Source organism: Aeromonas aquatilis (assembly GCF_054052405.1).
This window is the reverse complement of sequence record NZ_JBSTYP010000004.1, coordinates 1-26,572: the sequence shown is the minus strand read 5'-3', so window position 1 is coordinate 26,572 and position 26,572 is coordinate 1. Positions and strand designations below refer to the sequence as shown.

The window sequence follows — 26,572 nt, the reverse complement described above, 5'->3', positions numbered from 1 at the left end:
CCATCCCAAGAGAGGAACTCTATGTTGAAATTCGAGGTGATCCCGGTCACCCAGTTCGCCCAGAACTGCTCCCTCATCTGGTGTGACGAGACTCATCAGGCGGCCCTGATCGACCCGGGCGGCGAAGCGGACAAGCTGCTGGCGGTCATAGCCAAACGCGGCCTGACCCTGACCCACATCCTGCTGACCCACGGTCATCTGGATCATGTGGGTGCCGCGGCCGAGCTGCGGGAAAAAACTGGCGTCGCCATTACTGGCCCCCACAAGGAGGACGCCTTCTGGCTCGACATGCTGCCCCAGCAGAGCCAGATGTTCGGCTTCGCCCATACCCCCGCCTTCACGCCGGATCGCTGGCTGGAGCAGGGTGACAAGGTGCAGCTTGGCCAGTGCGAGCTGGATGTCTACTTCTGCCCCGGCCACACCCCGGGGCATATCGTGCTGCTCTCCCAAGCCGAAAAACTCGCCTGGGTTGGCGACGTGCTGTTTGCCGGCAGCATCGGCCGCACCGACTTCCCCCGTGGCGATCACGCTACCCTGATCAAGTCGATCACCGAGACCCTGCTGCCGCTGGGCGACGAAGTCGTCTTTATCCCGGGCCACGGCCCAAGCTCCACCTTCGGCCGCGAGAAGGCGAGCAACCCCTATCTGACCCAGCCTATCTGGTGATCAAAAAAGGCAGCGGTGTTCCGCTGCCTTTTCTTCTCTGCTCTCTTTTTCATTCTCGACTCCTGCCATCCGGCCAGCCATGTCCCCTCTGCGTTCTCCAGTTCAGCATGCCTGTTTGTTTTTCTCGCCCAATAAAAATCCCCACCCGAGGGTGAGGATTGATTTATAGGTGCAACCGTCTGGTGGCTTATTGTGCCAGCAGATGCCCTACCAGCTCATGACGCCACCCTTGCAGCAGCATCGGCTTGTCGCTGCGGGCCCGCTCTTCGTCGTTCATCCGCCAGCTCCAGGTGAAGTACTGGTGAATGGTCTTCTTGCTGGCGATCAGCTCGGGCGGAATATTGCTCGCCTTGGCCTTCTCTTCCACCATGCCCTTGATGCGCTTGAGCTCGGCCTTGTACTGGGGAAAGTCCACCAGCCGGCGAATGGGCTCGGGCCAGCTGTCAGGATCGCTCTGCTGCGCCTTGGCGACGATATCGAGCATCCGCTTGCCGTGGATCTTGATCTCGATGGGCGAGAGACCCAACTCGTTGAGATCCCGCATGGAGGTCGGACGGCGCTCCGCCACCTTGAACAGGTGCAGCTCTTTGACCACAAAGTTGAGGGCCAGATCGCGGCGTACCGCCTCTTGCTGGCGCCACGCGGCCAGCTCGCGCAGAATGGCGAGCTCGCGGCGACCCAGTTGCCAGGCGTTGACGATGTCAAGATAAGCCTGACGGGGATCGCTACCCTGGGTCTTGCGGGCAGAGTGGTTCTGACACTCCTGCTCGAACCAGGCAAACTTGCCGCTTTCTCGCAGTTTGGCCATCACCTTCTCGTAGAGCGGCATCAGGTAGAAGACATCCGCTGCCGCGTATTCGAGCTGACGTGGTGTAAGCGGGCGGGCCAGCCAGTCGGTGCGCGCCTGATCTTTTTCCAGCTCAACCCCGAGGAATTCATTCACCAGCGCACCAAAACCGACCGAGACGCCGTAACCGAGAAAGGCGGTAGCCAGCTGGGTATCGTGCATCTGATTGGGCAGGTGGCCGGCCTGATGCTGGATCAGCTCCAGATCTTCGCCAGAGGCGTGCAGGATGGCGATCTGCCCTTCCCTGCCCAGTCGCTGCCAGAGGGCTGAGAGATCCAGCGTCAGCGGATCCAGCAGCGCCAGATGCTCGCCGTCATAGATCTGGAACAGGCCAAGCTGGGGGTAGTAGGTACGGGTGCGAACGAATTCAGTATCGATAGCCAGGGGAACGTCGGCCAGAGAAGCGAGATACTGCTCAAGTTCGTCTTGCTGAGTGATAAGTTGATAGTGCATCTGTGCCTGCGCGGTTGATCAGGGCCAAAAAGAAAAAACCGTGGGATGACCCACGGTTTTGCATAACGACGGTGCTGGTTTGCAGAGGCTTCTGCAGCCGCAGTCCGGTTATTGCTTGGCAATCTCCTCGTCGCGCAGTACGCGGCGCAGGATCTTGCCCACATTGGTCTTGGGAAGTTCGTCACGAAATTCTACCAGTTTCGGCACCTTATAGGCAGTCAGATGTTTGCGGCAGTGGGCAATAATCTCGTCCTCCTGCAATTTTGCATCTTTCTTGACCACAAAGATCTTCACCAGCTCACCGGAGACCTTGTGCGGCACACCGACGGCGGCCACTTCCAGCACTTTCGGGTGCAGGGCAACAACATCTTCGATCTCGTTCGGATAGACGTTGAAACCGGAGACCAGGATCATGTCCTTCTTGCGGTCAACGATCTTGAAGAAGCCCTGCTCGTCGCACACGGCGATGTCACCGGTACAGAGCCAGCCATCCTGCATCACTTCGGCGGTCGCCTCGGGGCGCTGCCAGTAGCCCACCATCACCTGCGGGCCGCGAACCTGCATTTCGCCCGGGGTGCCGAGGGCGTGGATCACCTGACCGTTGTCATCCACCAGACGGATCTCGGTAGAACAGACCGGCAAACCGATGGAGCCGTTGTAGTCGGTCAGATCGTAGGGGCAGACACTCACCAGTGGCGAACACTCAGTCAGGCCATAGCCTTCCAGCAGCGGGGTGTCGGTCAGTGTCTTCCACTTCTCCGCAACCGCGCGCAGCACCGCCATGCCGCCACCGATGGTCAGCTTGAGCTTGTCAAAGGCGATCCCCTGAAACTCTTCATTGTTGACCAGCGCATTGAACAGGGTGTTGACCCCGGTAATGCAGGTAAAGGGGTACTTCTTGATCTCTTTTACAAAACCCGGGATGTCGCGCGGGTTGCTGATCAGCAGGTTGTAACCGCCGATACGCATAAAGAGCAGGCAGTTCACGGTCAGGGCAAAGACGTGGTAGAGCGGCAGCGCGGTGACCACGAACTCCTTGCCGCGCTCCAGCATGGGGCCGTAGACGCCGAGGCACTGTTCAACGTTGGCAATCATGTTGCGATGAGTCAGCATGGCCCCTTTGGAGAGGCCGGTGGTGCCACCGGTGTACTGCAGGAAGGCGAGATCATCGTTGGTGATCTCCGGCTTGATGTACTGCAGGAAACGCCCCTTGGAGAGGGCCTGACGCATGGTGGTGGCGTGGGGCAGATTGTATTTCGGCACCAGCTTCTTGACGTACTTGACCACGAAGTTGACCAGAGTGCCCTTAGCCAGCCCCAGATTGTCCCCCATCCGGGTCAGGATAACGTGCTTGATCGGGGTGTCGTAGACCACCTTTTCCAGGGTATGGGCGAAGTTGGAGACGATGACGATGGCTTTGGCACCGGAATCTTTGAGCTGATGCTCCAGCTCGCGCGGGGTATAGAGCGGGTTGACGTTGACCACGATCATGCCGGCGCGCAGGATGCCGAACACGGCGATGGGGTATTGCAGCAGGTTAGGCATCATCACCGCGACCCGATCACCCTTCTCCAGCTTCAGCTCGTTTTGCAGGTAGGCAGCAAAGGCGCGGGACTGCTCTTCCAGCCGGCGGTAGGTGATGGTTTGGCCCATGTTGACGAAGGCGGGCTGATCGGCAAACTGGGTCACCGAGGATTCGAACATCTCGACCAGGGAGCTGTATTGGTCTGGATTGATCTCGGCGGGGACCCCTTCCGGATAACGTTTCAGCCAGACTTTTTCCACGAACTTCTCCTGCATAACTAGCACCTGTGCGCTCACTGTGTTGCCTCCGTCCCGGTTCACATCCATTTTAATCGGTTGTTTTAAGTTGATGCTCTAATGCCGTTCATATTTACACAGCGCAACATCGATTAACAGCAAATTAACAACAGAAAAATGTGAGAGAGAAAACAAACCTGGAATTATTGAAAGCTGGCGATTCTACCGAACTTGACAAAATTTTACGATACAAACGGCCGTATCAACCGAATTTTCCATATGAAAATGGTGGTTTCCACCCAATATGACCCGCTCGATCTGCTGGAAGGCATCCTGACGGGCCTGCCATTGAGCTTCCAGTGCAGCAAAGCCCTGCTCCCCCTGAATCAACAGCACAGGACAACAGATAGCCGCCATTAGCGCACGAGCTTGTCCTTCGCTCATTCTCAGGGGTGAAAGATCCCGCAAACGGGGGTCGCTGCGCCAGTACCAGCGCCCTGCCCGCTCTTCAAGCTGCCGCTCACAGATAAGGCGCGCCGACTGCGGCGTGATATCCGCCACTTTGCGACGGGCGGCGACAGCTTCATCGATGGAGGCAAAGCCGTTGGCACTGCGCTCCCGGGTGCGACTGCGGTTTAAAATCGCACGTCGCAGCTGGGCAGGAACCTCCTCATCGGGCTGGCTCAGCGGCCCCAGCCCCTCCAGCATGATCAGCCGCTCCACCTGTTCGGGAAAGACTCCGGCATAGGCCGAGGCGATCAACGCCCCGAGGGAGTGACCGAGCAGAGTGAAGCGCGACCACCCTGCCGCCTGCACGATCTGGTAGAGATCGTCCAGCCAGTCGACAAAGACATAAGGGGTGGTTTTGTGATCGGAGTGACCGTGCCCCGGCAGATCGACACAGATGAGGTGAAAATCCCCCAGATGCGGCGCCAGCGGCAAGAAGCTGGCACTGTTGTCGAGCCAGCCGTGCAGGGCAATCAGCAGGGGTTTGCCCTGCTGAGCCTGATCCGCGAGTTGATTCTCAAGCAGGGCCACCTGCCGACCATCTGCCAAGGTGAGCAGACGTTCGTGCAGAGTGCTTTTGATGCTGTTGATCATGGCAAGCCTTAGCGACGCAGCGGCCGTCTCGGCCAGAAGGGATCATAGAAGGGGTCATAGAAGTAGGGGTCCATATAGCGCACCTCCACCTCCTTGACTGGCGGCCACAGCTTGCTGCCCGTCACATTGAGCACCGAGAAGCGGTACTTGTGCTCGCCAATCTGGCTATCAACTGGTTTGCCTATGGTGCCAAGCACCGTCAGGCTACGCCCCTTGGCGTAGAGGGTCGGATCGACAAAGCCCTTCATGATGGCCAGAAAACGGCCCGGGCTCTGTTCGGTCTGCTCCGGCACACCGTTGGATTTAAGCGGCAGATAGACCACTTCAATCACGCTCTGATCCGCCTTGTTGTGAACCGCCGAGATAACGCCGCTCCAGCGGGCCGGTTTGCCCTCCATCCCGCCAAGGGCGGGCTGATAGGCCACCAGCTGGTTTTCAGGCTCATAGGCCAGCTCCTTGGGGACCGAGCTGCAGGCCCCGAGCAGAAGAGCCAGCGCCCCGACCACCATCCCGCGTTTCAGCATGTCGCTTCTGGTATTACGCATCATGTCACTCTCCTGTTGCCAGCGTGGCCCGTCGGGCCACCCGCTTGTGTTGCAGCTGATGAGCGGCAAGAGCGACATGACGTCAGTGCTCCTGCCCTTATTCGCGACCCGGCAGTTTTTTCCAGGTCACCTTGTCACGCAAATAGACGGGGGTTGCCTTCTCAACCGCTACCGCCTCCCCAGCCAACCAGGCCGCGCGGGCCAGCGGCAACATGTCTTCTGCCGCCGGGAAGCGTACCTGGCTCACCGCCAGCTCATCGGCCAGACCACTCAGGGTTTCGCCATAGGTTTCAAAACCGGTGCCGACGCAGGTCACAGGGCCCGCCTGCTTGCCACGGGCGTCAACCAGTGCCGCGGGTTCGCTCACCACCTCGTCGCCCACCAGTTGCATGCGGCCATCAATTAGCTCATAGCGGCCGAAATAGACCTCGTTCATCCGCGCATCGATGGCGGTCAGCACCTGCTCGGCGCCATCCAGTCGATAGGCGCCTTGCGCCATGGCGGCCAGGGTCGAGATGCCAATCAGCGGCACACCCGCACCAAACGCCAGACCTTGCGCCACACTGATGCCGATCCGCACGCCGGTAAAGGAGCCCGGGCCGCGACCGAACGCAATGGCATCAAGGTCACTCAAACTTATCCCGGCATCCTCTAACACAGCCTGAACCATGGGCAGGATTTTTCGGGTGTGATCCCGTGGAGCCTCCTCCCAGCGGGAGAACAGCTTGTCACCCACCAGCAAGGCGGCGGAGCAGGCTTCGGTGGCGGTATCAACGGCCAGGATCTTCAACTCGTTCATGCTTTCCAATCTCTATAAAATCAGTCAATTACATAACCGGCAAGCGAGATATGCTCACCCGTTGTTCAAATCTGTTAGCTGGCGGCACACTTATTCACCACGTTCAGTACGATCGAAAAAACTCCCCAACGTTCCCAACTCCCGGGTACGTGGGATGGCCGGCAGACTCTTGATAAAGGTGGCGCCGTAAGGCTTGTTGACCATTCGTGGATCACAGATCACCAAAACCCCGTGATCACTGCGATCACGAATAAGCCGCCCCACCCCCTGTTTGAGGGCAATCACCGCCTTGGGCAACTGCAGCTCGGCGAAGGGATCCCCCCCCTTGAGCTTACAATCATCCACCCGCGCCTTGAGCTGCGGATCATCGGGGCTGGCAAACGGCAGTTTGTCGATGATAACACACGACAACGCGGCCCCCCGCACGTCTATCCCCTCCCAGAAGCTGCTGGTCGCCACCAGCACGGCACGGCCATTCTCGACAAACTCCTTGAGCAGCCGCTGCTTGTTGTCCTCCCCCTGCAACAAGACGGTGCGACCAATTTCCCGGCGCAGCACCTCGGCCACCTGACGCATCACCTGATGGCTGGTGCAGAGGAAGAAACAGCCACCCGGTGTCTTGTTGATGAGCGGGATCATCAGATTGGCCAGCTGCTCGCCGCGACCAAAGGCGTTGGGCTCCGGCAGATAGCGGGGCACACAGAGCCGCGCCTGCTCGCCATAGTCGAACGGGCTGTCGAGGATCAGCTCGGCGCTGCCCGCCAGCCCCAGCTCGGCCTTGAAGTGATCAAACCGCATATCCACCGTCAGGGTTGCCGAGGTAAAGACCCATGCCACTTCCGGTCTTTGCACCTCGGCACTGAATCTCTCGGCCACCGAGAGCGGCGTCAGATTAAGGGTAAAGTGCAGCCGTGAGCAGTCATACCAGTAGGAGAATCCGGTCTGATTGACCGCCAGCACCTCGCCAAGACGGGTGCGCAGTTCACTGATGCGCTCGAAGGCGTGATCCAGCTGCTCGCCCCGCCCGAGCGCCAGTTTGAGCACCTCGTAGCAAAGCCCGATGGCATCGTTAAGACGAGCCAAGGCCTGCCCCCAGAGTGGCTGGCGCAACATGTCGCGGGTATTGCCGCGACCGCCATCAACCCCGAAGGCGAGACGCAGATCCTGACTGGCGATAGCGAGCCGGTCCGCCGCCTTGCCGAGCTGGGCCATGTCGTGGGCCTCGGCCCGATAGGCCAGCTGGATATCCTGCGCCAGATCCTGAATCGTTCGGCTGCCCACTGACTTGCCGAAGTAGTTGGTAGCGATCTCCGGCAGCTGGTGCGCCTCGTCAAACACATAGACTTGCGCTTCTGGCACCAACTCGCCAAATCCGGTGTCTTTCACCGCCATATCAGCGAAGAAGAGGTGATGATTGATCACCACCACCTGGGCATCCATGGCGCGGCGTCGGGCCACCACCAGATGGCAGTCGTCGTAATAGGGGCAGTCGCGACCGAGGCAGTTGTCGTTGGTGCTGGTGACGTGGGCGAGGATCTCGGCGTTCTCCTGCAATCCCGGAATATCCCCCACATCGCCGTTATCAGTGGCGGTGGACCAGGATTTTACCTTCACCAGATCGTTCAGGATTTCAGGCTTTTGCAGATGGGATTCGCTCAAGAGCCGGTTCATCCGCTCGATGCAGAGATAGTTGCTGCGACCCTTGAGCAGGGCCACCGGCGGGGTGTAGGAGAGCGCCCCTGTGATGGTCGGGAGATCCCGATAGAAGAGTTGCTCCTGCAGGTTCTTGGAGCCGGTGCTGATCACCACCCGTTTGCCGGACTCCAGCGCAGGCACCAGATAGGCGTAGGTCTTGCCGGTACCGGTTCCTGCCTCAACCAGCAGACGGCCACCACTCTTGATGGCGCGCGCGACCGCTTCGGCCATCTCCAACTGGGGAGCGCGGGCTTTGAAACCGTCGATATGGCTGGCCAGAGGGCCATCTGGCTTGAACAGGGTCTGGATGGTCAAAAGGGCGTCCCGCAGCAAAAGCGGCCATTATGCCAAAAGCGGGGCAAAAGCGGGACAGATAATCTGCCTAGACGAACAGATCGATCTGATGTTCGGGGTCCGGCTTGTGATCGTCCTCCTCCGCCTTATGCTGATCACGTTTGGCTGGCGTGTTATACGCCTGCTGGCGCTGCTGGGAGTCACTGTTGTCAGTGCCGGTCTTGCGCAGCTGGTGCTTTTTGCTGATCTGATTCACTTCCCGCTTGATCTCTTCGCTGCCGGGCGCGGCGGGCGCCCGGGGCAAAATGGGGAACAACAGGTCCTGGCTGGGCATGATGGCGACTCCTGCAAGGGGTTATTGTCTAGTTATCGGCCAGAAAACCGTTTTCGCCACTTTAATCGATCAAATCACAATTTCGGGTTGCATTTTCTGTCAAGGCAGGTAGTTTAAATCAGGCGTCAATTACGACATCTTATTTTGTAAAGGATTGATTACATGAAGTTCACCACCCTGAAGACTCATCATCACCATCATCATCCCGACTAGTCTTTCAGGAGGTTGACTGCTGGAAGACACGTAACAGGTGACTTCCAAAAGGACCGCAAGATTCATAAACCCTCGGAAGCACCCACTTCCGAGGGTTTTTTCGTTTTTGACTAGAAGGAAATCGAGCAATGGAAACACAACGTCTGCGTATTGCCATGCAAAAGTCCGGTCGTCTGAGCCAGGACTCCCAAGCCCTGTTCAAGAGCTGTGGCCTCAAGATCAACCTGCGCGAGCAGCGCCTTATCGCCCATGTCGAGAACATGCCCATCGATATCCTGCGGGTGCGTGATGACGATATCCCGGGGCTGGTGATGGAAGGGGTGGTTGACCTTGGCATCATCGGCGAGAACGTGCTGGAAGAGGTGCAGCTTATTCGCGCCTCTCAGGGTCAGCCCTTTGCGGTCAAAACCCTCAAGCAGCTGGACTTTGGTGGCTGCCGCCTCTCGCTGGCGGTACCGGAAGATGTGACCTATACAGGGCCACAGAGTCTGGCGGGCAAGCGCATCGCCACCTCCTACCCTGGGCTGCTCAAGCGCTTCTTTGACGAAAAGGGTCTCGGCTTCAAAAGCGTGATGCTGGGCGGCTCGGTAGAAGTGGCACCCCGTGCGGGTCTGGCCGATGCTATCTGCGATCTGGTCTCCACCGGCGCGACCCTGGAAGCTAACGGCCTCAAAGAGGTGGAGGTGATCTACCGCTCCAAGGCGGTACTGGTACAGGCCCCCAACCCCTTGTCCGATGCCAAACAGAAACTCATCGACAAACTGCTGCCCCGCATTCAGGGGATGCAGCAGGCCCGCGAGAGCAAGTACATCATGCTGCACGCTCCCAAAGACAAGCTCGATGCCATCACTGATCTGCTACCGGGTACCGAGCGCCCCACCATCATGCAGCTGGCCGGTGATACCAATCAGGTGGCGCTGCACGTCGTCTCCAGCGAGACCCTGTTCTGGGAGACCATGGAGCAGCTCAAGGCCCTCGGTGCCAGCTCCATTCTGGTGCTGCCCATCGAAAAAATGATGGAATAAGGAAGGGACATCATGCAGACCCTGATCTGGAAGACCCTCTCCCCCGCCCAGCAGGCCGACGTGCTGACGCGACCGGCCTTGAGTGACGAGGCCGATATCGGTGCCGTGGTGCGGGATATCATTGCAGCGGTACGCAGCCGGGGCGATGAGGCCCTGCGCGAGCTGAGCCTGCGCTTCGAGCGCGCCCCCCGTGAGCAGCTGCGCGTCAGCGAGGCCGAGATTGAAGCTGCCTGCGCGCGGCTGGATGACGGCATCAAAAGCGCCATCGAAGCGGCGATTGCCAATATTCGCACCTTCCACGCCGCGCAAGTGCAGCCAGTGGTACGGGTAGAAACCCAGCTCGGGGTGGTGTGCGAGCTGCGCACCCAGCCCATCAGTCGGGTTGGCCTCTATGTGCCGGGGGGCAGCGCGCCGCTCCCCTCCACCGTGATGATGCTGGCCATTCCGGCCGCCATCGCCGGTTGCCGTGAAGTGGTGCTCTGCACACCGTCTCCGGCCAGCGACGAGATCCTGTTTGCCGCCCGCGCCTGCGGGGTCGAGAAGGTGTTCGCCATCGGCGGCGCCCAGGCCATCGCCGCCATGGCGTACGGCACAGAAAGCATTCCCAAGTTGGACAAGATCTTCGGCCCGGGCAACGCCTATGTGACCGAAGCCAAGGGACAGGTTTCCCGCGACTGGCGCGGCGCCGCCATCGATATGCCCGCCGGCCCCTCCGAGGTGCTGGTCATTGCCGACGAGAGCGCCAACCCCGCCTTCGTGGCGGCAGATCTGCTCTCCCAGGCCGAGCACGGCCCCGACAGCCAGGTGGTGCTGGTGACCACCTCGCCGCTGCTGGCCGATGCCATCGCTGGCGAAATCAAGAGCCAGCTGGCCAAATTGAGCCGCCGCGATATCGCCGCGCAGGCGCTCGGTAGCAGTCTGGTGATCCTCTGTGACGATCTGGCCGAGGCGTGTGCCATCTCCAACGCCTACGCGCCGGAGCACCTGATTGTGCAGACCCGCGATCCCCGTGATCTGCTGGATAAGCTCGAGAACGCCGGTTCCATCTTCCTGGGAGCATGGACGCCGGAATCGGTCGGCGATTACGCCAGCGGCACCAACCACACCTTGCCTACCTATGGCTATGCCCGCACCTGTTCCAGCCTTGGCCTCGCCGATTATCAGCGCCGCTACACGGTGCAGGAGCTGAGCGCCGAAGGCATTCGCGGCCTTGGCCCCATTGTCGAGCGCATCGCAGAGGCCGAAGGGCTCGATGGCCACAAAAATGCCGTGACGCTGAGATTGAATGCACTGCAAAAGGAGCGGATATGAAAAGCACCGCACCAAGAGGGCTCGATGCCCCCGCCAATAACGCCGTCACCCTCAGGTTGAACGCCCTGGCCGCCGCGCCCCAACCAACAGCACAGCAGAAGGATTTGTCATGAGCATTGCCAATCTGGCGCGCCGCGTGGTGCGGGCCCTCACCCCTTATCAATCTGCCCGCCGTATCGGCGGCAAGGGCCACGTCTGGCTCAACGCCAACGAGGCGCCACAGGCCTATCCCTTTACCATCGAGGGGAGCCGCCTCAACCGCTACCCCGAGTGCCAACCGACCGAGGTGGTGAACGGCTATGCCGCCTATGCCGGGGTTAATCCCGCTCAGGTGCTGGTGAGCCGCGGCGCCGACGAGGCCATCGAGCTCTTGATCCGCACCTTCTGCGAAGCGGGTGAAGATCAGATCCTCATCTGCCCGCCCACCTACGGCATGTACGCCATCAGCGCCGAGACCTGTGGCGTTGGCATCGTCGAGCAGCCGCTGACCGCCAGCCGCCAACCGGACTGGCCCGCCATTGCCGATCGCCTGTCCGACGTGAAACTGGTGTTTCTCTGCTCCCCCAACAACCCCACCGGGGATCTGGTGGGTCGCGACGGCCTCATCGCCCTGCTGGAAAAAGCTCGGGATCGCGCCATCGTGGTGGTGGACGAGGCCTATATCGAGTTCTGCCCGGAAGCATCCGTGGTAGACCTGCTGGCCCGCCTCCCCAATCTGGTGGTGACCCGCACCCTCTCCAAGGCTTTTGCGCTGGCGGGGATCCGCTGCGGCTTTACGCTGGCAAGCCCCGAGGTGATCGCCATGCTGGCCAAGGTGATCGCCCCCTACCCCATCCCCGAGCCCATCGCCCAGATCGCGGCGCAGGCCCTCTCCCCCATGGGGCTGGAGTTGATGCAGGAGCGAGTGATAGAGCTCAACAAGCAAAAAGCCACCTTCAAGGCAGAGCTGACAACGCTTGCCTGCGTGAATGAAGTGTTCGAAGACAAGGGCAACTTCGTGCTGGTGCGCTTTGTGGATGGCGCCGCCGTCTTTGCCGCCATGAAGGCCGCCGGCATCATACTGCGGGATTTCTCCAGCAAGCCGAGCCTGGATAACAGCATTCGCGTCACCATCGGCTATCAGGGCGAGATGGATGCCGTGCTGGCGGTATTGCGTGATCTGCCCTCTCCCACTTTGTAAGACAAGGATGTAGCGATGAAGACCCCGTTTTTGTTTATCGACCGCGACGGCACCCTGATTGAAGAGCCGGTGACCGACAAGCAGGTGGATAGCCTCGCCAAGCTGCGCTTCGAGCCCATGGTCATTCCGGTGCTGCGCGAGTTGCAGGCCGCCGGTTACGTGCTGGTGATGGTGACCAATCAGGATGGGCTGGGCACCGCCAGCCTGCCGCTGGAGAACTTCCAGCCGCCCCACGACCTGATGATGCACCTGTTCGAATCGCAAGGGGTGAAGTGGGAGCAGGTGCTGATTTGCCCCCACTTCCCCACCGACGGCTGCAGCTGCCGCAAGCCCCACCTCGGGCTGGTGAAGGCGTATCTCGCCTCGGGTCGCATCGACTTTGCCAACTCCTTCGTGATTGGCGATCGCCAGACCGATCTGCAGCTTGCCGAGAACATGGGCATTGGCGGTATTCGCTACCACCCGCAGGATCACGACTGGCTCGCCATCCGTGATCAGCTGTTGTCCAAGGGGCGCGTAGCCTCGGTGGAACGCTACACAAAAGAGACCCGCATTCAGGTGGCCGTTGATCTGGACAAAAGCAGCGGCAACCAGATTGAAACCGGCATCGGCTTTTTTGATCACATGCTGGATCAAATTGCCACCCACGCCGGTTTCCAGCTCAAGCTGAACGTCAGCGGCGATCTGCATATCGACGATCACCACACGGTGGAAGATGTTGGGCTAGCGCTGGGTCAGGCGCTGCGTCAGGCCCTTGGCAACAAGCGCGGTATCGGCCGTTTCGGCTTCGTGCTGGCAATGGACGAGGTGCAAGCGGTGATCGATGCGCGTCCGCTGACCAAGCAGGAAGTGAGCACAGCACTGGATCTTAGCGGTCGCCCCTACTTCGTGTTTGACTGCCCGAGCGGCTTTGGCCGCGACAAGGTGGGCGAGATGGCCACCGAGATGGTGCCTCACTTCTTCCGCTCCCTCTCGGACGCCATGGCAATCACATTGCAGATGAAGGTGGGCAGCGGCAACACCCACCATCAGGTGGAGGCGCTGTTCAAAGGCTTTGGCCGCGCCCTGCGTCAGGCCATTCGGGTGGAAGGGAGCGAACTTCCCTCCAGCAAGGGAGTGCTGTGATGGATGTGAGCAAGCAGAAGCTGGTCATTATCGATACCGGCTGTGCCAATCTGGCCTCGGTCAGGATGGCGTTCGAGCGCCTCGGCGTGCAGCCGCTGGTCTCCAGCCTAGCTGCCGATATCGAGCAGGCGGACAAGCTGATCCTGCCCGGTGTCGGCACCGCGGTGGCCGCCATGAAGAACCTCAACGAGCGCGGGCTGGTGCCCCTTATTCGCGCCGCCAAGCAGCCGCTGCTGGGCTTTTGCCTCGGCATGCAGATGCTGGCGGAGGCCTCCGAAGAGAGCATGAGTGCCGATGGCAGTGAAGGCGATCTCATCGACTGCCTTGGCATAGTGCCGGGCAAGGTCCGGTTGATGGAAGTCGGCAATCTGCGCCTGCCCCATATGGGCTGGAACCAGATTGAGCATGATGAGAGCCATCCTCTGCTCAAGGGGATCCCGAGCGGCAGCTACTTCTACTTCGTGCACTCCTATGCGCTGGAGGTGACCGAAGCGACGCTGGCGACCTGCGACTACGGCAAGCCATTTACCGCCATCGTCGGTGGAGTTGCAGAGCACAGCAACTTCTTCGGCGCCCAATTCCACCCGGAGCGCTCAGGCGCGGCCGGTGCCCGTTTGCTGCAAAATTTTCTGGAGCTGTGACTAGCATGATCATTCCCGCAATTGACCTTATCAACGGTCAGGTAGTTCGCCTCTATCAGGGGGACTACGAGCAGAAGACCGAATACAGCAGCAGCCCGCAAGCCCGCTTCGATGAATATGTCTCCCAGGGGGCGGTGCAGCTCCATCTGGTGGATCTGGACGGTGCCAAGGATGCCAAGGCGCGCCAGCTGCCCCTGCTGACCCAACTGCTGTCGGCCACCGAAGCGCCGGTGCAGGTCGGCGGCGGCGTGCGCACCGAACAGGATGTGGCAGATCTGCTGGCCGCCGGCGCCAGCCGGGTGGTGATTGGCTCCACCGCCGTAAAATCCCCGGATCTGGTGGCGAGCTGGATGGAGAGATATGGCCCCGAGCAGATCGTGCTGGCGCTGGACGTCAATATAGATGAGCAGGGCAATCGCCATATCGCGGTGGCGGGCTGGCAGGAGAACAGCGGCGTGACCATCGAAGCGCTGATCGAACGCTTCCTCCCCGCCGGGCTCAAGCATGTGCTCTGCACCGACATCAGCCGTGACGGCACCCTGGCTGGCACCAACGTCGAGCTCTATCGGGATCTCTGCGCCCGCTACCCGAGCGTCGCCTTTCAGGCCTCCGGCGGCATTGGCGGCATCGCGGATATAGAGGCGCTCAAGGGCTCCGGCGTCAAGGGGATCATCCTTGGCCGCGCCCTGCTGGAGGGCAAGTTCTCGTTGGGTGACGCCATCGCCTGCTGGCAAGCCCCCGCTGCCGATACCAGAGGAGGCAACTGATGCTGGCAAGACGCATTATTCCCTGCCTCGACGTGAAAGATGGCGTGGTGGTCAAGGGGGTGCAGTTTCGCAACCACGAGGTGATGGGCGGCATAGTCGAGCTGGCGCGCCGCTATGCCGAGGAAGGGGCAGACGAGCTGGTGTTCTATGACATCACCGCATCCAGTGATGCGCGGGTGGTGGACAAGAGCTGGGTGAGCCGGGTAGCGGAGGTGATCGATATCCCCTTCTGCGTCGCCGGTGGCATCAAAAGCGTGGAAGACGCCCGCCAGATCCTCGAATTTGGCGCCGATAAGGTCTCCATCAACTCTCCGGCACTGGCCGACCCGACCCTCATCAGTCGACTGGCCGAGCGCTTTGGCGTGCAGTGCGTGGTGGTGGGCATTGACTCCTACTTCGACGCCGACACGGGCCACTATCAGGTCAAACAGTTTACTGGTGACGAGAGTCGCACCCGCACCACCGCCTGGCACACCCTCGACTGGGTGCAAGAAGTGCAAAAGCGCGGCGCGGGCGAAATCGTGCTGAACGTGATGAATCAGGACGGCATGCGTCAGGGCTATGATCTCGATCAGCTCAAGCTGGTGCGCGGCGTCTGCAAGGTGCCGCTGATCGCCTCCGGCGGCGCCGGTGCCATGACACACTTTCGCGATGCCTTTACCCTCGCCGATGTGGACGGGGCGCTGGCCGCCTCTGTGTTCCACAAAGGCCTTATCCCCATTCCCGAATTGAAACGCTGGCTGAAAACCGAAGGAGTCGCCATCCGTGAATAACTTCTCAGATAACACACAAACCACCACCAGCACGCGCCCCCTTGCCGATCAGCTCGATTGGGCAAAATGTAAATGCGCCATGATCCCCCGCCCTGAGTGCCGGTCTGATAATAGAGGAGCCGATACCCGTGCATAATTCCAACTTATTAATTGAAGAGCTCGACTGGGAAAAATGTGACGGCATGATCCCCGCCATCGTCCAGCACGCCGCCAGCGGCGAGGTGCTGATGCAGGGCTTTATGACCCGCGAAGCGCTGGAGAAGACCCAGACCACCGGTCAGGTCACCTTCTTTAGCCGCAGCAAACAGCGGCTCTGGACCAAGGGTGAAAGCTCGGGCAATGTGCTCCAACTCGTCGCCATCAGCACCGACTGCGATCAGGACTCTCTGCTGATCGCCGCCAACCCCGTCGGCCCCACCTGCCACAAGGGCACAACCTCCTGCTTTGACGGCCACCCGGTGCCACCGCTCGGTTTTCTGGCTGAGCTGGAACAGGTGCTGGCCGCCCGCAAAGGGGCCGATCCGGCCACCAGCTACACCGCCAGCCTCTATGGCAAAGGGACCAAGCGCATCGCCCAGAAGGTCGGTGAGGAAGGTGTTGAAGTGGCGCTGGCCGCCATGGCCAAGGATCGGGAGGAGCTCATCAACGAATCCGCCGATCTGCTCTACCACCTGACCGTGCTGCTGCAAAACGAAGGGTTGGGATTACAAGATGTCGTGCAGCGGCTTTATGAGCGGCACAACAAATAAACTAATAATAAAGCCGGGATTTCCCGGCTTTATTTAGTCAAGATGTGTAGTGATGTGATGGACGCCCCCACTCAGCTCGGTCAGTTTCATACTTAGGCTGACTGCGTTCAACTTGGGGGAGCACCACATGAACACGATCAAAGTAGTTGGAATCGATATTGCCAAGTCTGTTTTTCAGGTGTCTGTATGGATGGCTGATGGTTCTGTTGCCTGGAATCGTAAAATATCTCGCCAGAAAATGCTCCACACATTGCGCCAGTTTCCACGTTTTGCAATATGTTTTTTTTAATAGTGTAGTGGCATAGTGAGCCTCTTATCATCCCTGCAATGGAATCGTTCCGGGCTAACCATTCACTGAGCGGCTCAATGCATCCCATCGCAACAACCCTTCCCACTGATCCAGTGTGCTTTGGTAGGTATCCGCCGCGTTGTAATGGGCCATGGCATGCAGGCGGGCATGATGGCCAAGTCGCTTGACCACGTCGGGCATGGCATTGAGGCTGGCCAGCACCCGCGCCAGATCGCCGGGATCATTTGGCTGATATTTGCGGCAATTCACGTCATCGGTGAGGTGTCGATCCCACCAGGCGCCATCGGCCGGGATCACCACGCACAATCCTGCCGCCATGGCCTCCAGAATGGTGAGACCAAACGGTTCCTGGTGACTGGTGGAGACAAAAATGCCGCATTGAGATCGGATCTCGTCAAGATTGGCGGGGTTGGCATACCAATGGGTATCTGGCAGCTGTGGCTGAGGCTGACTACATGGCTGCAGCGTGCCCTTGGGCTGCAGATAGCACACCATCAGCTCGGGGCGAGCATCTGGGATCAGTTGATGGGCGGCCAGCATGGTCTCCAGCCCCTTCCAGCGCAGCAACGAGGCCGCCCACAAAATGTGGGTACCACCCAGGGTCGCTTTGGGCCAATCAATCTCGCTCAAGCCGTTGGTAAATGGCTGCCAGTGTGACGGGAACTCGGTCTCGCCAAGCCGGGCCAGCAGCGCCGCCAGGGAGCTGCGAGTTGATTCGAGATAAAAGACAAAACTCGCCCGTTGCAAGGCTCTGGCAGAGAGCCCCGAGCACCCAACAGGGCCATGGATCAGCTGAACCACCCGGCACCGCAACCAGCGGGCAGCCCAGTAACAGCAGAGGTCCACCCCCGGCCCGGACGCCGCCACCAGGCACTTCACCTGCCCCAGACGCAACACCAGCCAGAGGATCAGCAGGGTCTGCCATCCCTGTTTGAGCAGATAGCCGATGCCGGACTCCCGCCCCTTCAATATGTGGGGCAGCCAAAGGGGGTGATGCTGGCAACGGGGCCAGGAGTCGGGATCCTGGGTCAGCACATGGCATGTGAGCCCGGGCATCCGCTTGGCCAACTCATCGAGCAGCACTTCGGTCGCAACCTTGGAGCCACCGCGAAACGGGATGGGATCCACAACGATGACCTTTCCAAACACCGGCTCAGTTTGCATGCTCATCTTGCTGCTCCCTTACTCTGGTACCTTGCGGCGGCCAAACCCCAGCTGCACTTTTTGCGCCACTTTGGCCATCCCACTCGCCAGCATATTGCGACCTCTGGCAAGGAGTCGTTGCCCCACCCAATGAATGAGTGGTCGGAAGGGGGTGGGGGCCGCGGCGTGCCAACGACCAGCCAGCGCGGCGTCCCACACCGCCGTGACCCCGTCAACGTAGCGCGCCACCGTGAACAGTTGCGCGGCACGCAGCTGAGCGGCCCGCCCCATCGCACATTGGCGTTGAGGATTACTCAATTGCCGCCAGTGATCAGCCATCTCGGCCCAATCCCCCGGGGTTGCCAGCAAGCCGGTCCCCCCCTCCTCCACCACTTCAGGGATGCCGCCCACCCGATAGGCACTGACCGGGAGCCCCAGCATGCCGGCCTCCGCCAACGTCAGACCAAACACCTCCTCACGGGCTCCGGAGACCAGCAGATCCACCCCGCCCCGCAAGATAGCCGCGCTGTCCGGCCGCTCGCCGAGAAAGTGGACCCGCTCGGCCACCCCGAGCTCGACAGCCAGCGCCACCAATGCTTCCCGTTCCGGACCGCTGCCAATAATCAGCAACTGGGCCTCCTCCCCCGATGCCATCAGGGCAGCCAGCGAGCGGATCAGCAGATCAATCCCCTTGCGTTTGATCAGGGAGCCGACGGTTGCGATGATCATATCCCCCGGGGGCAAGCCCAGCATGCCGACGACCGGCCAGCGAGCACCGCCATTCAGGCGAGCGGCATCCACCCCGTTGGGAACCCGGATCAACCGTTCGGCCGCGCAGCCATCCTGGCGCCAACCGGTCAATACCGGCTCGCTCACCCCAATCATTACGCTTGCCTGATGGACCCGCAGGCTGAATCTGTCTCTGGGCTGATAACGGGCATGGAGGTGGCACACCAGCGGTACCTGCAACGCCCGACAGACCGCCGCCAGCCACTGACAAGGGGCCGCGCTGTTGGCATGCACCAGCCCAATCTGCCACTCGGTGATGAGCTCTCTGGCTCGCCGGGAGAGGCGCCGATGGGCAGCAAGATCAAAGCGGGGCGCCTGCCATCCCAGCAGCAGGCTGAACGGCTCGACCATGGTTTCTACCCCGAGGGTGGCCGCCTCTGCTGCCAGCATCGGGCTATTGCACCAGAGCAGCGGCGTAAACCGGCTGCGATCGAGGTGGGCCAGCAGATCCAGCAGGCAGCGTTCGCTGCCGCGGATCCAGTCCTCTCCGTAGTGAACCAGCAAAACAGGGGTTGCGTTCATCCTCTTGCTCCCTTTGGTGGCACTGCCGGCAACCGGGTTGCCTTCTGATGATCCTCAGCGGTGGCCTTCACCTCTGTGGCCGCCTGCTGCACGTACTTGATCGCGGCGACGGCCAGCGCCAGCTCCAGATAGATGGGCCAGGTAAAGCCCTGGGTCAGGAAGGATCCCGAAATCACAAACCCCACCATGCTGGCCATCACCCCCTGCATTGCCGTGATCACTGCAGGAGGCATGCCAGCAAGCTGGCAACGCCAGCAACTGCGCAGGGCCACCGTCACCATGCCGATAAACAGCGCCAGCCCGACAAAGCCGGTTTCAGCCAGCACCCCGAACCAGGTGGAGTGCACCGCATGATTGAGCCCATCCCAATGGGGGCTGTAGAAGAAGTAGTTGTAATAGAAATTGGACAAGCCCACCCCCACCAGCGGATGGCCCAGTGCCATACCCCAGGCCGCTTGCCAGGCGTAGATCCGCCCCATGGCCGAGGCATCGACCCCGCTCTCGGCGGCGCCGCCAGATGCCCGGTCACTGATCCCGGCGGCGGCAAACAGCACCACCAGCGCGACCATCCCCATCGAGATCAACAGGGTTTTCGACTTCACCCGCTGCCAGGCAAACAGGCCGCTGACCGCACACACGCCAAGCAAACCACCGCGGCTCTGGGTGGCGATAATGGCGGCGGCGGTCAGCGCAAAGCCAAGCCCCCCCAGCAAACGCCCCCCCACCCCATTGCCCTGATTGAGCAGCAAGCTCAGCGAAAAGCCGGCAGGAAAGAGCAGCACCAGCGCCAGATCGTTGGGATCCCCCAGCACAGAGCCCAGCTCGCGCCCTATGGTCACCCGGGTCCCCTCCACCAGCCCGATCCCGCTCGCCTTGTTGTAGAGGGCCACCAGCGCCACCAGACAGCCCGCCACAACAAAGGTACGCACCGCCAGCGCAAAATCCCCCGGGGTGCGCACCAGCCAGGCGGTCGCCAGGGTCATCAGATAGATCTTGCTGTAGCTGCCGGTCCAGGTGGCGATCGCCTCGCCCCGGTTGCTGGCAAACAGCACACCGATGGAGACCATCACAAAGAAGGCCGTCAGCCAGCTCAGGGCTGGACTCCAGTAGGGCTTGATCCGGCCGGTCAGAAAAATGTGCCAGACCAGCGCGCCGATGGCGGCCAGCGAGAAGAGCAACGGGATCTTGAGGGGATAGAGCTGGGGGAACACCTCATGCAGTCGAAAGAAGGAAAAGGTGACAAACCCCAGCACCATCAAGAAGGGCCAGCGCAGGGCAAACCAGATGGCGGGAATGGCAAGGCCGAGCACCGGCAACAGCAAGGGATGGGGCAGCCGCCACCAGAGCAGTGCCAGCACCAGACAGATGGCGCTTGCCCAGATGGCTGGCGTTAGACGAGCCATGATCCTGCCCACCATTGGCCGAGCCAGACCATCGCCAGCGCCCCAAGCGAACTGGCCCAGAGGGTCGAGAGGCGATACGGCAGCGGCAGCAACCGCTGGCTCACCAGATAAAAGGCGAGCGCCCGTACCAGATAGACCAGCAGCAGGGTCCAGATCACCCCGGCAACCCCGAAGGGGGGGATGGCGAGCAGAAAGCCTGCGACCCCAAGGGCGCTGCAGCCCAGATTGATCACCATCTGGGCATTGCTCTTCTCGCCACTAAAGCAGCCGACATTGAGCAAGTCCGAAACATTGCGCACCGCCATGCCCAGCACCAGCAGCGGAATATAGGCGATCGCCCCGTGATAGCTCTCCGGGGTCAGCCAGCGAATAAGCAAGGGGGCGGTAAGCCCGACAATCCCCGCGGTGACAAACCCCAGCACCGACCCCATCACGCTGTAGTGGGCATTGAGTCGCAGTCCATCCGGCTCGCGCAGCAGCATGAAACGGCGGGGATACCACCAGAGGGCAAAGGGTTGCAGCAACAACCCCACCGCCAGCGCCAGCTTGCCCGCTACGGCGTAGTAGGCGAGCAGCGCCTCCCCCACCACATCGGCCAGCAGCCAGCGATCCAGTCCGCTCAGGGCAAAGCCTGCCAGCCCGCTCACCACCAGGGGCAATCCATAGCGCAGCAGCGATCGATAGTGCTGCCAGTCAAAGCGGATCCCGCTATCTCGCCACTGCCAGAGGCTCAGCAGCAGCGCCAGTGCAACACAGGTCAGGGTGCCGGAGGCCAGCACCCCGCTCACGCCCCAGCCGAGCCAGAGCCACCAGCCGGTCAGCACCGACTGGATCACCGCCTTGCCTGCGGTCGCCACGAAAAAGAGCCGGGCCTGATTGCGCATCCGCAGCCATGCCAACGGCACACCGATCACCCCTTCAAACGGCAGGGCACAGAGCACCCAGCGCACATCCGCAAGACGGGTTTTAACTGGTAGCCAGGCTTGCACCACAGGTGCCAGCAGCCAGAGCAGCACCAGACTGGCCAGGGCGATCAGCCAGACCAGCCCAAACATGCGGGCCACTACCTGCTGGCGCTCCTGCTCATCTTTCGCCAGTCCGGCAAAACGGTAGAGGGCATCCACCAGCCCGAAGCCGAGAATGAGGGAGCCCAGATTGATGAGGGTCAGCAGCACCTCCAGCTGGCCGTATTCACGAGGCAGCAGCTGATGGGTCAGCACCGGCAGCATCAACAGGGAGATCCCCTTCATCAGGAGCAAGCCGCCGGCGTAATAGAGCATGGCAATCTGGTTCACACCAAGTTTCATAGGGCCTCCCAGCCACCCGAAGCATCCCGTTTCGGGTCAGCTACCGCTAATGCAAAGCCCACGCCACTCACTCCCGCCCTGAAGCAATAGCCACTCTGTGTGGCTTAACCGTCCAGAACAGGCCCAGAATGAGACTGGCATTTGCGTTTTGCACAACGCTGGCTGCAAATTGCACCGACCGGCGCAATCTGCCCCTCCTCTTAGCCCCATTTGGCCCGTTCTAGCTGGGGTCGTCCTGTTGGCCCGATCCCTGCTTTCTGCATAGCGAGCAATGGACTGCACCAGAGGGAGAGGTCGCCATGAACACCATCAACCTGCACCGGATGAAAAGCTGGGCCAAACAGGGGGAAACGCCACTGGCCCGCCGGGTATGGCGACTGGCCAAAAGCGCCCGCCACTGGTCACTCCCCGTGATCCCTCCCCTGCATCGGTTGCTTTATCGGCTCTATTTGCTCGGCAGCAACGCGCTGGCGACCCTGACCCGCACCCTCTGGTGGACCCCCTTGTTTCAATCTCGCCTCACAGCCCCCGCGCCACGCCTCTATCTCTATGGCGGCATCCCCTATATCAGCGGTCCGGTCACCATCGATATCGGTGCCGACTGCCGCCTCAGCGCCGCCATGACCATCAGCGGCCGGGCATCGAGCCAGACACCAAGGCTGGTCATTGGCAGCAATGTCGGCATTGGCTGGCAGACCACCCTGGCGGTGGGCAGCAAGATAGTGCTGGGGGATAACGTCAGAATTGCTGGCCGTGCCTTTCTGGCGGGCTACCCGGGGCACCCGGTCAACGCCCGCGACCGCGCTCTTGGCAAACCGGATCGCGATGAACAGGTGGGGGCCATTGTGCTTGAGCAGGATGTCTGGCTCGGCACCGGGGTGATGGTGATGGCCGGTGTCACCATAGGCGCCGGTACCATTGTCGCCGCAGGCAGCGTCGTCACGCGGGATCTGCCTGCAGGTGTGCTGGCAGCGGGTGTACCGGCCACAGTACTGCGCCCGTTGCAGCCACAAGATCACAGCGACCTCGCACACGCTTCGGAGACCTTTGCATGAAACCACACTCATTGCCGCAACTGGTGGTATTAGGAGAGGATTGGGGCCAGCACCCCTCCAGCACCCAACACCTGATCAAGCGTCTGTTGCCCGATTATCAAGTGCTCTGGGTCAACTCCATCGGCATGCGCTGCCCCCGCTTTACCCTTCATGATCTCACCCGCATCGTCCGCAAACTGGGGGCCGTGCTGCGCGGCACGCGCCATTCTGGTGGCCAGTCGGTTGCGCCATCCGAAGCCAGCAGCCCCCGGGGACTGCCGCCGCTCGCCTTGCCGCTGCCGGGCAGTCGGCTGGCGGGCAAGATCAATGGCCACTGGCTGGCGGCGCAGATCCGGCGCCAGTTGCCCGAGCTGGATCGCCCCTTGCTCTGGATCTCCCTGCCCAGCGCCGTCGATCTGATTGGCAAGCTCGAAGAGCGGGCGGTGATCTACTACTGCGGCGATGACTTCTCGGCGCTGGCGGGGGTGGATCATCAGGCCATCGCTCACTGCGAGGCCCGACTGGTGGAAAAAGCCGATCTCATTCTGGCCGCCAGCCCCGCGCTGGCCAGCCGCTTTCCCCCCCATAAAACCCGACTCCTCAGCCACGGCGTGGATCTCGAGCTGTTTATGCCCCCCAGAGAGCGTCCGGCGGATCTCCCCTCCGGCCGCCCCATTGCCGGATTTTACGGCAGCCTGAGCGACTGGATTGATATCCCCCTGCTGGCAGAGACGGCGGCCGCCCTGCCCCACTGGGATCTGGTGCTGATTGGCCCGGTCCAGACCGATATCTCCCCCCTCAAGGGGCTCCCCAATATCCATCTGCTGGGGCCCCGTCCCCATCACACGCTGGCAGCCTATGCCCAGCACTGGCAGGTGAGTCTGCTGCCCTTTGTCGACAACGCCCAGATCCGTGCCTGCAATCCATTGAAATTGCGCGAGTATCTGGCCGCAGGGCGGCCCATCGTCAGCACCGATTTTCCGGCCCTCGATGGCTATCGGGATCAGATCCAGCTCCCCCGCAGCGGGGAGAGCCTGGCCCAGGCCATCAACCGGGCCGCCTTTGATCAACCCAATCCGGGCTGGTTTCAGGAGAGTGGCTGGGAGGGGCTCACCCGCAGCGAAGGGCGCCACACTCGCCAGCAGCAGGTGGCCCTGCAAAGCTGGGATCACAAGGCTGCCGAGCTGAATAACTGGTTGAAAGGGCTGGCCGGATGAGCAGAGGGCTCTGGCTGGTTATCCTGCTCTGCGCCAATGCAGCGATGGGCGCTACCCGGCTGGAGGGGCAGACCCCGCTGCCCCTGACGGGTAACCAGACACCCCAGCGGCTCGATCTGCGCACCCACAACTGGCCAATAGGCAGCGATGATGAACTGGTGATCGAGGGCCATAACTCCAGCGCCCGCCCGCAAACCCTGATCCTGCGTATCGACGACGAGGCCTCGGTCAACTACCGCAGCCGGGTCAATCTGGAGCGGATTGTCGCCCCCGGCCCCTTCACCCAGCGCTTTGCCTTGAGCGAGTGGCGCACCAGCCAGCCCAAAGCGCTGGCGCTGGACAAACTCACCAAGCTCTATCTCTTTATGGCCGATAACGCCCCCTCGCTGACCATTCACCGCTGGTACTGGGAGCCCGGTCTGACTCTGCCTGCGGGCACCATTGCGCTGGATCTGGGGGCGGCGGCTGCGCCCCGCTTTACCGGCTTTGAGCCCCTGAGCCCGGGGGATCCCCGGCTGATTGGCCATCCCACCCCCATCTTACGCCCCTCCGGCGATGCCCTGGTTCGCGATGGACTCCGTAATCTCGACGGCGTACGGCTGGATGTCGCCAAGGGACGCTACCAGCTCACCCTCTGGCTGGATGATCCCGGCGAGTGGGAGTACCTGCCCCACCCCTTCGAGCGCAGCGTGCTGGTCAATGGTGAGCCCATCTGGGCCGAGCAGTGGCAACCGCAGGCATGGCTAACGCAGCGCTATCTGGCGGGACAATCTCGCGAGGCACTGCCAAATCCGGATCCCTGGCAGCTGTTCGGGGCACGACAGGGCGGCCCCGTTCATGTCACCCTGAACCACCCAGGCGGCCCGCTCACTATCACACTGGTGGGCCACTCACCGGATGCCAAATACCTGGCGGGGCTGCTGCTTGCCCCCTATCCGGCCCCCACCAGCAAAGAGGCTCTCCCGAATAGTGGAAAAGATCTCGCCGTATTGGCCGACGCTACCGCAAGCGTGCTGACCAAGCAGCGCCAGCTGTTTTTGGAAAAGTGGACTCTGGCCCCCTATTCCCCAGCCCCAGCCCCTGCTTCGCAGCAACTGAGCCTCACGCCGATTACGGATGCCGCCCCAACCCTGCAGATCGCCCCGCTATCTGCGGCCGATGCGTTGCAGCAGGCTGCACAACCGGTGCTGGCCGCCCGTGGCAGCCAGCTGCTGCTGGAGTTTGCCATCCACGCCGCCACCGACGATCCGGCCCCCTTGCTGGTGATCCAGCCCCCCGAGCAGGCAGGATCGCAGCTGGCGCTGACCCCCTATTACGGCAAGTGGCATCTGGTTCGCCCGCAGGCGAGCGGCACCCTGCTGGCTCCCTCGGATCAGGAACTGGTCGAGGGGATCGCCGGGCTCACCCTGCTGGCAGGCGTACCTCGGCGTCTGGTGCTGCAGATCACCGTCCCACGCTATGCGCCTGCCGGTCGCTATCTGGGCAATATTCAGCTGCTCAGCCAACAGCAACTGGTGCAGTTGCCACTGACCATCGAGGTGCTGCCGCTGACCCTGCCCGCGGCCAGCAAGCCGGTCGGCATCTATGTCGAAGCGCCCCCCTATCTGAACTGGCTGAGCCCCGACCCCGAGGCGCTAAAAGAGCAGATCGCCGCGGCCAGTCGCTGCGATCTGCAGCGGCTCGCCAAACTCGGGATCAGCGGCCTCTCGCCCGCCCTGCCACAGGATGAAGCGGGGATGCGGGAGATCTTGGGAGAAGCGGCCGGGCTCGGCTTTGTGCCGCCCCTGCTGGCCTATACCCCGCTCAAGCGCTGGGGGGGCGACCCTGCCAGCCAGCTCGAACAGTGGCAGGCGCGGCAACAGGCGCTGACCGCCAGCGGCTTGCCACCGCTGGCATGGAGCTTGTTTGATGAGCCCGATCTCGCCACCCTGCCCGCCATCACCACCCTGGCGCGGGAGATGAAACGGCGGGAGCCGGCGGTGATCCGCGCAGGTCACTTCAATCATCCGGGTCAGGTTGGTCTGCTGGCAGAGGTGGAGATTGCCCTGATCAACGCAGGCTTTGGCGCCGACAAGGCCGATGTGGCCCGGGTGCGCCAGCACAAGGTCACCCCCTGGTTTTACAATCTGGGCACCCCGAGAGCCGCCGGGTTCTATCTGTGGCAGAGCGGCGCCGAGGGCTATTTGCAGTGGCATGGCCGCATGCCCACCGCCCTGCCTTATGACCCCACCGACGGGCGGGAGAGCGACTTTATGCTGCTCGGCCCGCAAGCCTGCGAGACGCACCGCCTCTCCCACGATCTGTTGCTGTTGCAGCAAGCCATCGAGGATCTGCGCTGGCTCGCTTGGCTGGAGCAGGAAGCCCGCTATCAGGTGGATGCCGCCCTGCTGCTGGAGCGCCTGCGGGATCAGCTGCCGACCCGCTGGCAGGTGGCAGAGCAACTGCCCTCTGCCGCCTGGATCCAGTGGCGCCGCGAGTGAGGTGTCCTGACAAGATCGGACAGTCCCGGATCAAGCAGCCTGAGCAGTTCTCCAATACCTCTTGTTAAACTCCGCCGGGCTGACATTG

General features: G+C 61.6%; 23 protein-coding genes, 1 pseudogene and 1 other annotated feature. Of the genes and pseudogenes, 13 read left to right on the top strand and 11 right to left on the bottom strand.

The genetic code is table 11. The annotated features are described in order from the left end of the window. Positions 1-21: 21 nt before the first annotated feature. Entirely contained in the window at positions 22-666 is a 645-nt protein-coding gene (locus tag ACW5W8_RS02375) for an MBL fold metallo-hydrolase (RefSeq protein ID WP_498626229.1), read from the top strand. Between the two features lie 187 nt (positions 667-853). Here the strand turns inward: ACW5W8_RS02375 and rnd are convergent, their stop codons facing one another. From rnd to ACW5W8_RS02340, 7 genes are all read right to left on the bottom strand, one after another. Further along, entirely contained in the window at positions 854-1,966 is a 1,113-nt protein-coding gene (rnd, locus tag ACW5W8_RS02370; RefSeq protein WP_498626228.1) for a ribonuclease D, read from the bottom strand. Positions 1,967-2,074: 108 nt separating this feature from the next. Continuing rightward, on the bottom strand, positions 2,075-3,751 hold the full coding sequence (fadD, locus tag ACW5W8_RS02365; protein ID WP_498626307.1) for a long-chain-fatty-acid--CoA ligase FadD: 1,677 nt from the start codon (positions 3,749-3,751) through the stop codon (positions 2,075-2,077). A gap of 198 nt (positions 3,752-3,949) precedes the next feature. Continuing rightward, a complete protein-coding gene (locus ACW5W8_RS02360; protein ID WP_498626226.1) occupies positions 3,950-4,828 on the bottom strand; it encodes an alpha/beta fold hydrolase in 879 nt (292 codons plus the stop codon). A gap of 8 nt (positions 4,829-4,836) precedes the next feature. Next, on the bottom strand, positions 4,837-5,352 hold the full coding sequence (locus ACW5W8_RS02355; RefSeq protein ID WP_265783369.1) for a Slp family lipoprotein: 516 nt from the start codon (positions 5,350-5,352) through the stop codon (positions 4,837-4,839). Positions 5,353-5,470: 118 nt separating this feature from the next. Then, on the bottom strand, positions 5,471-6,172 hold the full coding sequence (gene tsaB / locus ACW5W8_RS02350; RefSeq protein WP_498626225.1) for a tRNA (adenosine(37)-N6)-threonylcarbamoyltransferase complex dimerization subunit type 1 TsaB: 702 nt from the start codon (positions 6,170-6,172) through the stop codon (positions 5,471-5,473). A 90-nt stretch (positions 6,173-6,262) separates the two neighbouring features. After that, positions 6,263-8,182 carry a DNA repair helicase YoaA gene (gene yoaA, locus ACW5W8_RS02345; RefSeq protein WP_498626223.1) on the bottom strand — a complete coding sequence of 640 codons (1,920 nt, stop codon included), beginning with the start codon at positions 8,180-8,182 and terminating at the stop codon, positions 6,263-6,265. Positions 8,183-8,249: 67 nt separating this feature from the next. After that, positions 8,250-8,495 (bottom strand): hypothetical protein, encoded by a 246-nt coding sequence (locus ACW5W8_RS02340; protein ID WP_498626222.1) that lies wholly within the window; start codon positions 8,493-8,495, stop codon positions 8,250-8,252. Positions 8,496-8,683: 188 nt separating this feature from the next. Next, positions 8,684-8,812 (top strand) — a sequence feature (His leader region). A 24-nt stretch (positions 8,813-8,836) separates the two neighbouring features. Between ACW5W8_RS02340 and hisG the strand changes: the two genes are divergently transcribed. The 9 genes and pseudogenes from hisG to ACW5W8_RS02295 all read left to right on the top strand — a co-directional run bounded on the left by hisG (position 8,837) and on the right by ACW5W8_RS02295 (position 16,568). Beyond that, on the top strand, positions 8,837-9,733 hold the full coding sequence (hisG, locus tag ACW5W8_RS02335; protein WP_498626221.1) for an ATP phosphoribosyltransferase: 897 nt from the start codon (positions 8,837-8,839) through the stop codon (positions 9,731-9,733). Positions 9,734-9,745: 12 nt separating this feature from the next. Next, positions 9,746-11,157, top strand: a pseudogene (gene hisD / locus ACW5W8_RS02330) (histidinol dehydrogenase). Next, the gene (gene hisC, locus ACW5W8_RS02325; protein WP_498626220.1) at positions 11,154-12,224 is read left to right on the top strand and encodes a histidinol-phosphate transaminase; all 1,071 of its coding nucleotides are present in this window, start codon (positions 11,154-11,156) and stop codon (positions 12,222-12,224) included. Before hisD ends, hisC begins: the two are co-directional and overlap by 4 nt. A gap of 15 nt (positions 12,225-12,239) precedes the next feature. After that, on the top strand, positions 12,240-13,349 hold the full coding sequence (gene hisB, locus ACW5W8_RS02320; protein ID WP_498626219.1) for a bifunctional histidinol-phosphatase/imidazoleglycerol-phosphate dehydratase HisB: 1,110 nt from the start codon (positions 12,240-12,242) through the stop codon (positions 13,347-13,349). Next, positions 13,349-13,990, top strand: a complete 642-nt coding sequence (gene hisH, locus ACW5W8_RS02315) for an imidazole glycerol phosphate synthase subunit HisH (protein WP_498626218.1) — start codon at positions 13,349-13,351, stop codon at positions 13,988-13,990. The genes hisB and hisH overlap by 1 nt, the downstream gene beginning before the upstream one ends. Positions 13,991-13,995: 5 nt before the next feature. Further along, positions 13,996-14,757 (top strand): 1-(5-phosphoribosyl)-5-[(5-phosphoribosylamino)methylideneamino]imidazole-4-carboxamide isomerase, encoded by a 762-nt coding sequence (gene hisA, locus ACW5W8_RS02310; protein ID WP_498626217.1) that lies wholly within the window; start codon positions 13,996-13,998, stop codon positions 14,755-14,757. Next, positions 14,757-15,530, top strand: coding sequence for an imidazole glycerol phosphate synthase subunit HisF (gene hisF, locus ACW5W8_RS02305; RefSeq protein WP_156852744.1), 774 nt, complete (start codon positions 14,757-14,759; stop codon positions 15,528-15,530). The genes hisA and hisF overlap by 1 nt, the downstream gene beginning before the upstream one ends. A gap of 128 nt (positions 15,531-15,658) precedes the next feature. Further along, positions 15,659-16,279, top strand: coding sequence for a bifunctional phosphoribosyl-AMP cyclohydrolase/phosphoribosyl-ATP diphosphatase HisIE (gene hisIE, locus ACW5W8_RS02300; protein WP_498626216.1), 621 nt, complete (start codon positions 15,659-15,661; stop codon positions 16,277-16,279). 127 nt (positions 16,280-16,406) lie between these two features. After that, positions 16,407-16,568: a hypothetical protein gene (locus ACW5W8_RS02295; protein WP_498626215.1), complete on the top strand. Its 162-nt coding sequence runs from the start codon at positions 16,407-16,409 to the stop codon at positions 16,566-16,568. A 54-nt stretch (positions 16,569-16,622) separates the two neighbouring features. Here the strand turns inward: ACW5W8_RS02295 and ACW5W8_RS02290 are convergent, their stop codons facing one another. Genes ACW5W8_RS02290 through ACW5W8_RS02275 form a run of 4 tightly spaced genes read right to left on the bottom strand, consistent with a single transcriptional unit; the run spans position 16,623 to position 21,753 of the window. Then, positions 16,623-17,759 carry a glycosyltransferase family 4 protein gene (locus ACW5W8_RS02290; protein WP_498626214.1) on the bottom strand — a complete coding sequence of 379 codons (1,137 nt, stop codon included), beginning with the start codon at positions 17,757-17,759 and terminating at the stop codon, positions 16,623-16,625. Positions 17,760-17,771: 12 nt separating this feature from the next. Then, entirely contained in the window at positions 17,772-19,043 is a 1,272-nt protein-coding gene (locus ACW5W8_RS02285) for a glycosyltransferase family 4 protein (protein WP_498626213.1), read from the bottom strand. Next, entirely contained in the window at positions 19,040-20,446 is a 1,407-nt protein-coding gene (locus tag ACW5W8_RS02280) for an O-antigen ligase family protein (protein WP_498626211.1), read from the bottom strand. The genes ACW5W8_RS02285 and ACW5W8_RS02280 overlap by 4 nt, the downstream gene beginning before the upstream one ends. After that, a complete protein-coding gene (locus tag ACW5W8_RS02275; RefSeq protein ID WP_498626210.1) occupies positions 20,434-21,753 on the bottom strand; it encodes a lipopolysaccharide biosynthesis protein in 1,320 nt (439 codons plus the stop codon). The genes ACW5W8_RS02280 and ACW5W8_RS02275 overlap by 13 nt, the downstream gene beginning before the upstream one ends. A 299-nt stretch (positions 21,754-22,052) precedes the next feature. On the opposite strand from ACW5W8_RS02275, the gene ACW5W8_RS02270 reads away from it, so the two are divergent. Genes ACW5W8_RS02270 through ACW5W8_RS02260 form a run of 3 tightly spaced genes read left to right on the top strand, consistent with a single transcriptional unit; the run spans position 22,053 to position 26,484 of the window. Then, positions 22,053-22,808 (top strand): acyltransferase, encoded by a 756-nt coding sequence (locus tag ACW5W8_RS02270; protein WP_498626209.1) that lies wholly within the window; start codon positions 22,053-22,055, stop codon positions 22,806-22,808. After that, positions 22,805-24,004, top strand: a complete 1,200-nt coding sequence (locus ACW5W8_RS02265) for a glycosyltransferase (RefSeq protein ID WP_498626208.1) — start codon at positions 22,805-22,807, stop codon at positions 24,002-24,004. Before ACW5W8_RS02270 ends, ACW5W8_RS02265 begins: the two co-directional genes overlap by 4 nt. Continuing rightward, complete coding sequence (locus tag ACW5W8_RS02260; protein WP_498626207.1) at positions 24,001-26,484, top strand: hypothetical protein; 2,484 nt, start codon at positions 24,001-24,003, stop codon at positions 26,482-26,484. Before ACW5W8_RS02265 ends, ACW5W8_RS02260 begins: the two co-directional genes overlap by 4 nt. The last annotated feature ends 88 nt before the right edge of the window (positions 26,485-26,572 follow it).

Coding starts and splice junctions, on each gene's coding strand:
- ACW5W8_RS02270 (WP_498626209.1), top strand. CDS start 22,053: ATGAACACCATCAACCTGCACCGGATGAAAAGCTGGGCCAAACAGGGG.
- ACW5W8_RS02360 (WP_498626226.1), bottom strand. CDS start 4,828: ATGATCAACAGCATCAAAAGCACTCTGCACGAACGTCTGCTCACCTTG.
- ACW5W8_RS02375 (WP_498626229.1), top strand. CDS start 22: ATGTTGAAATTCGAGGTGATCCCGGTCACCCAGTTCGCCCAGAACTGC.
- ACW5W8_RS02340 (WP_498626222.1), bottom strand. CDS start 8,495: ATGCCCAGCCAGGACCTGTTGTTCCCCATTTTGCCCCGGGCGCCCGCC.
- hisH (WP_498626218.1), top strand. CDS start 13,349: ATGGATGTGAGCAAGCAGAAGCTGGTCATTATCGATACCGGCTGTGCC.
- ACW5W8_RS02275 (WP_498626210.1), bottom strand. CDS start 21,753: ATGAAACTTGGTGTGAACCAGATTGCCATGCTCTATTACGCCGGCGGC.
- hisG (WP_498626221.1), top strand. CDS start 8,837: ATGGAAACACAACGTCTGCGTATTGCCATGCAAAAGTCCGGTCGTCTG.
- ACW5W8_RS02290 (WP_498626214.1), bottom strand. CDS start 17,759: ATGAGCATGCAAACTGAGCCGGTGTTTGGAAAGGTCATCGTTGTGGAT.
- ACW5W8_RS02265 (WP_498626208.1), top strand. CDS start 22,805: ATGAAACCACACTCATTGCCGCAACTGGTGGTATTAGGAGAGGATTGG.
- ACW5W8_RS02280 (WP_498626211.1), bottom strand. CDS start 20,446: ATGGCTCGTCTAACGCCAGCCATCTGGGCAAGCGCCATCTGTCTGGTG.
- hisB (WP_498626219.1), top strand. CDS start 12,240: ATGAAGACCCCGTTTTTGTTTATCGACCGCGACGGCACCCTGATTGAA.
- ACW5W8_RS02260 (WP_498626207.1), top strand. CDS start 24,001: ATGAGCAGAGGGCTCTGGCTGGTTATCCTGCTCTGCGCCAATGCAGCG.
- hisC (WP_498626220.1), top strand. CDS start 11,154: ATGAGCATTGCCAATCTGGCGCGCCGCGTGGTGCGGGCCCTCACCCCT.
- rnd (WP_498626228.1), bottom strand. CDS start 1,966: ATGCACTATCAACTTATCACTCAGCAAGACGAACTTGAGCAGTATCTC.
- hisF (WP_156852744.1), top strand. CDS start 14,757: ATGCTGGCAAGACGCATTATTCCCTGCCTCGACGTGAAAGATGGCGTG.
- hisA (WP_498626217.1), top strand. CDS start 13,996: ATGATCATTCCCGCAATTGACCTTATCAACGGTCAGGTAGTTCGCCTC.
- ACW5W8_RS02285 (WP_498626213.1), bottom strand. CDS start 19,043: ATGAACGCAACCCCTGTTTTGCTGGTTCACTACGGAGAGGACTGGATC.
- ACW5W8_RS02295 (WP_498626215.1), top strand. CDS start 16,407: ATGAACACGATCAAAGTAGTTGGAATCGATATTGCCAAGTCTGTTTTT.
- tsaB (WP_498626225.1), bottom strand. CDS start 6,172: ATGAACGAGTTGAAGATCCTGGCCGTTGATACCGCCACCGAAGCCTGC.
- ACW5W8_RS02355 (WP_265783369.1), bottom strand. CDS start 5,352: ATGCTGAAACGCGGGATGGTGGTCGGGGCGCTGGCTCTTCTGCTCGGG.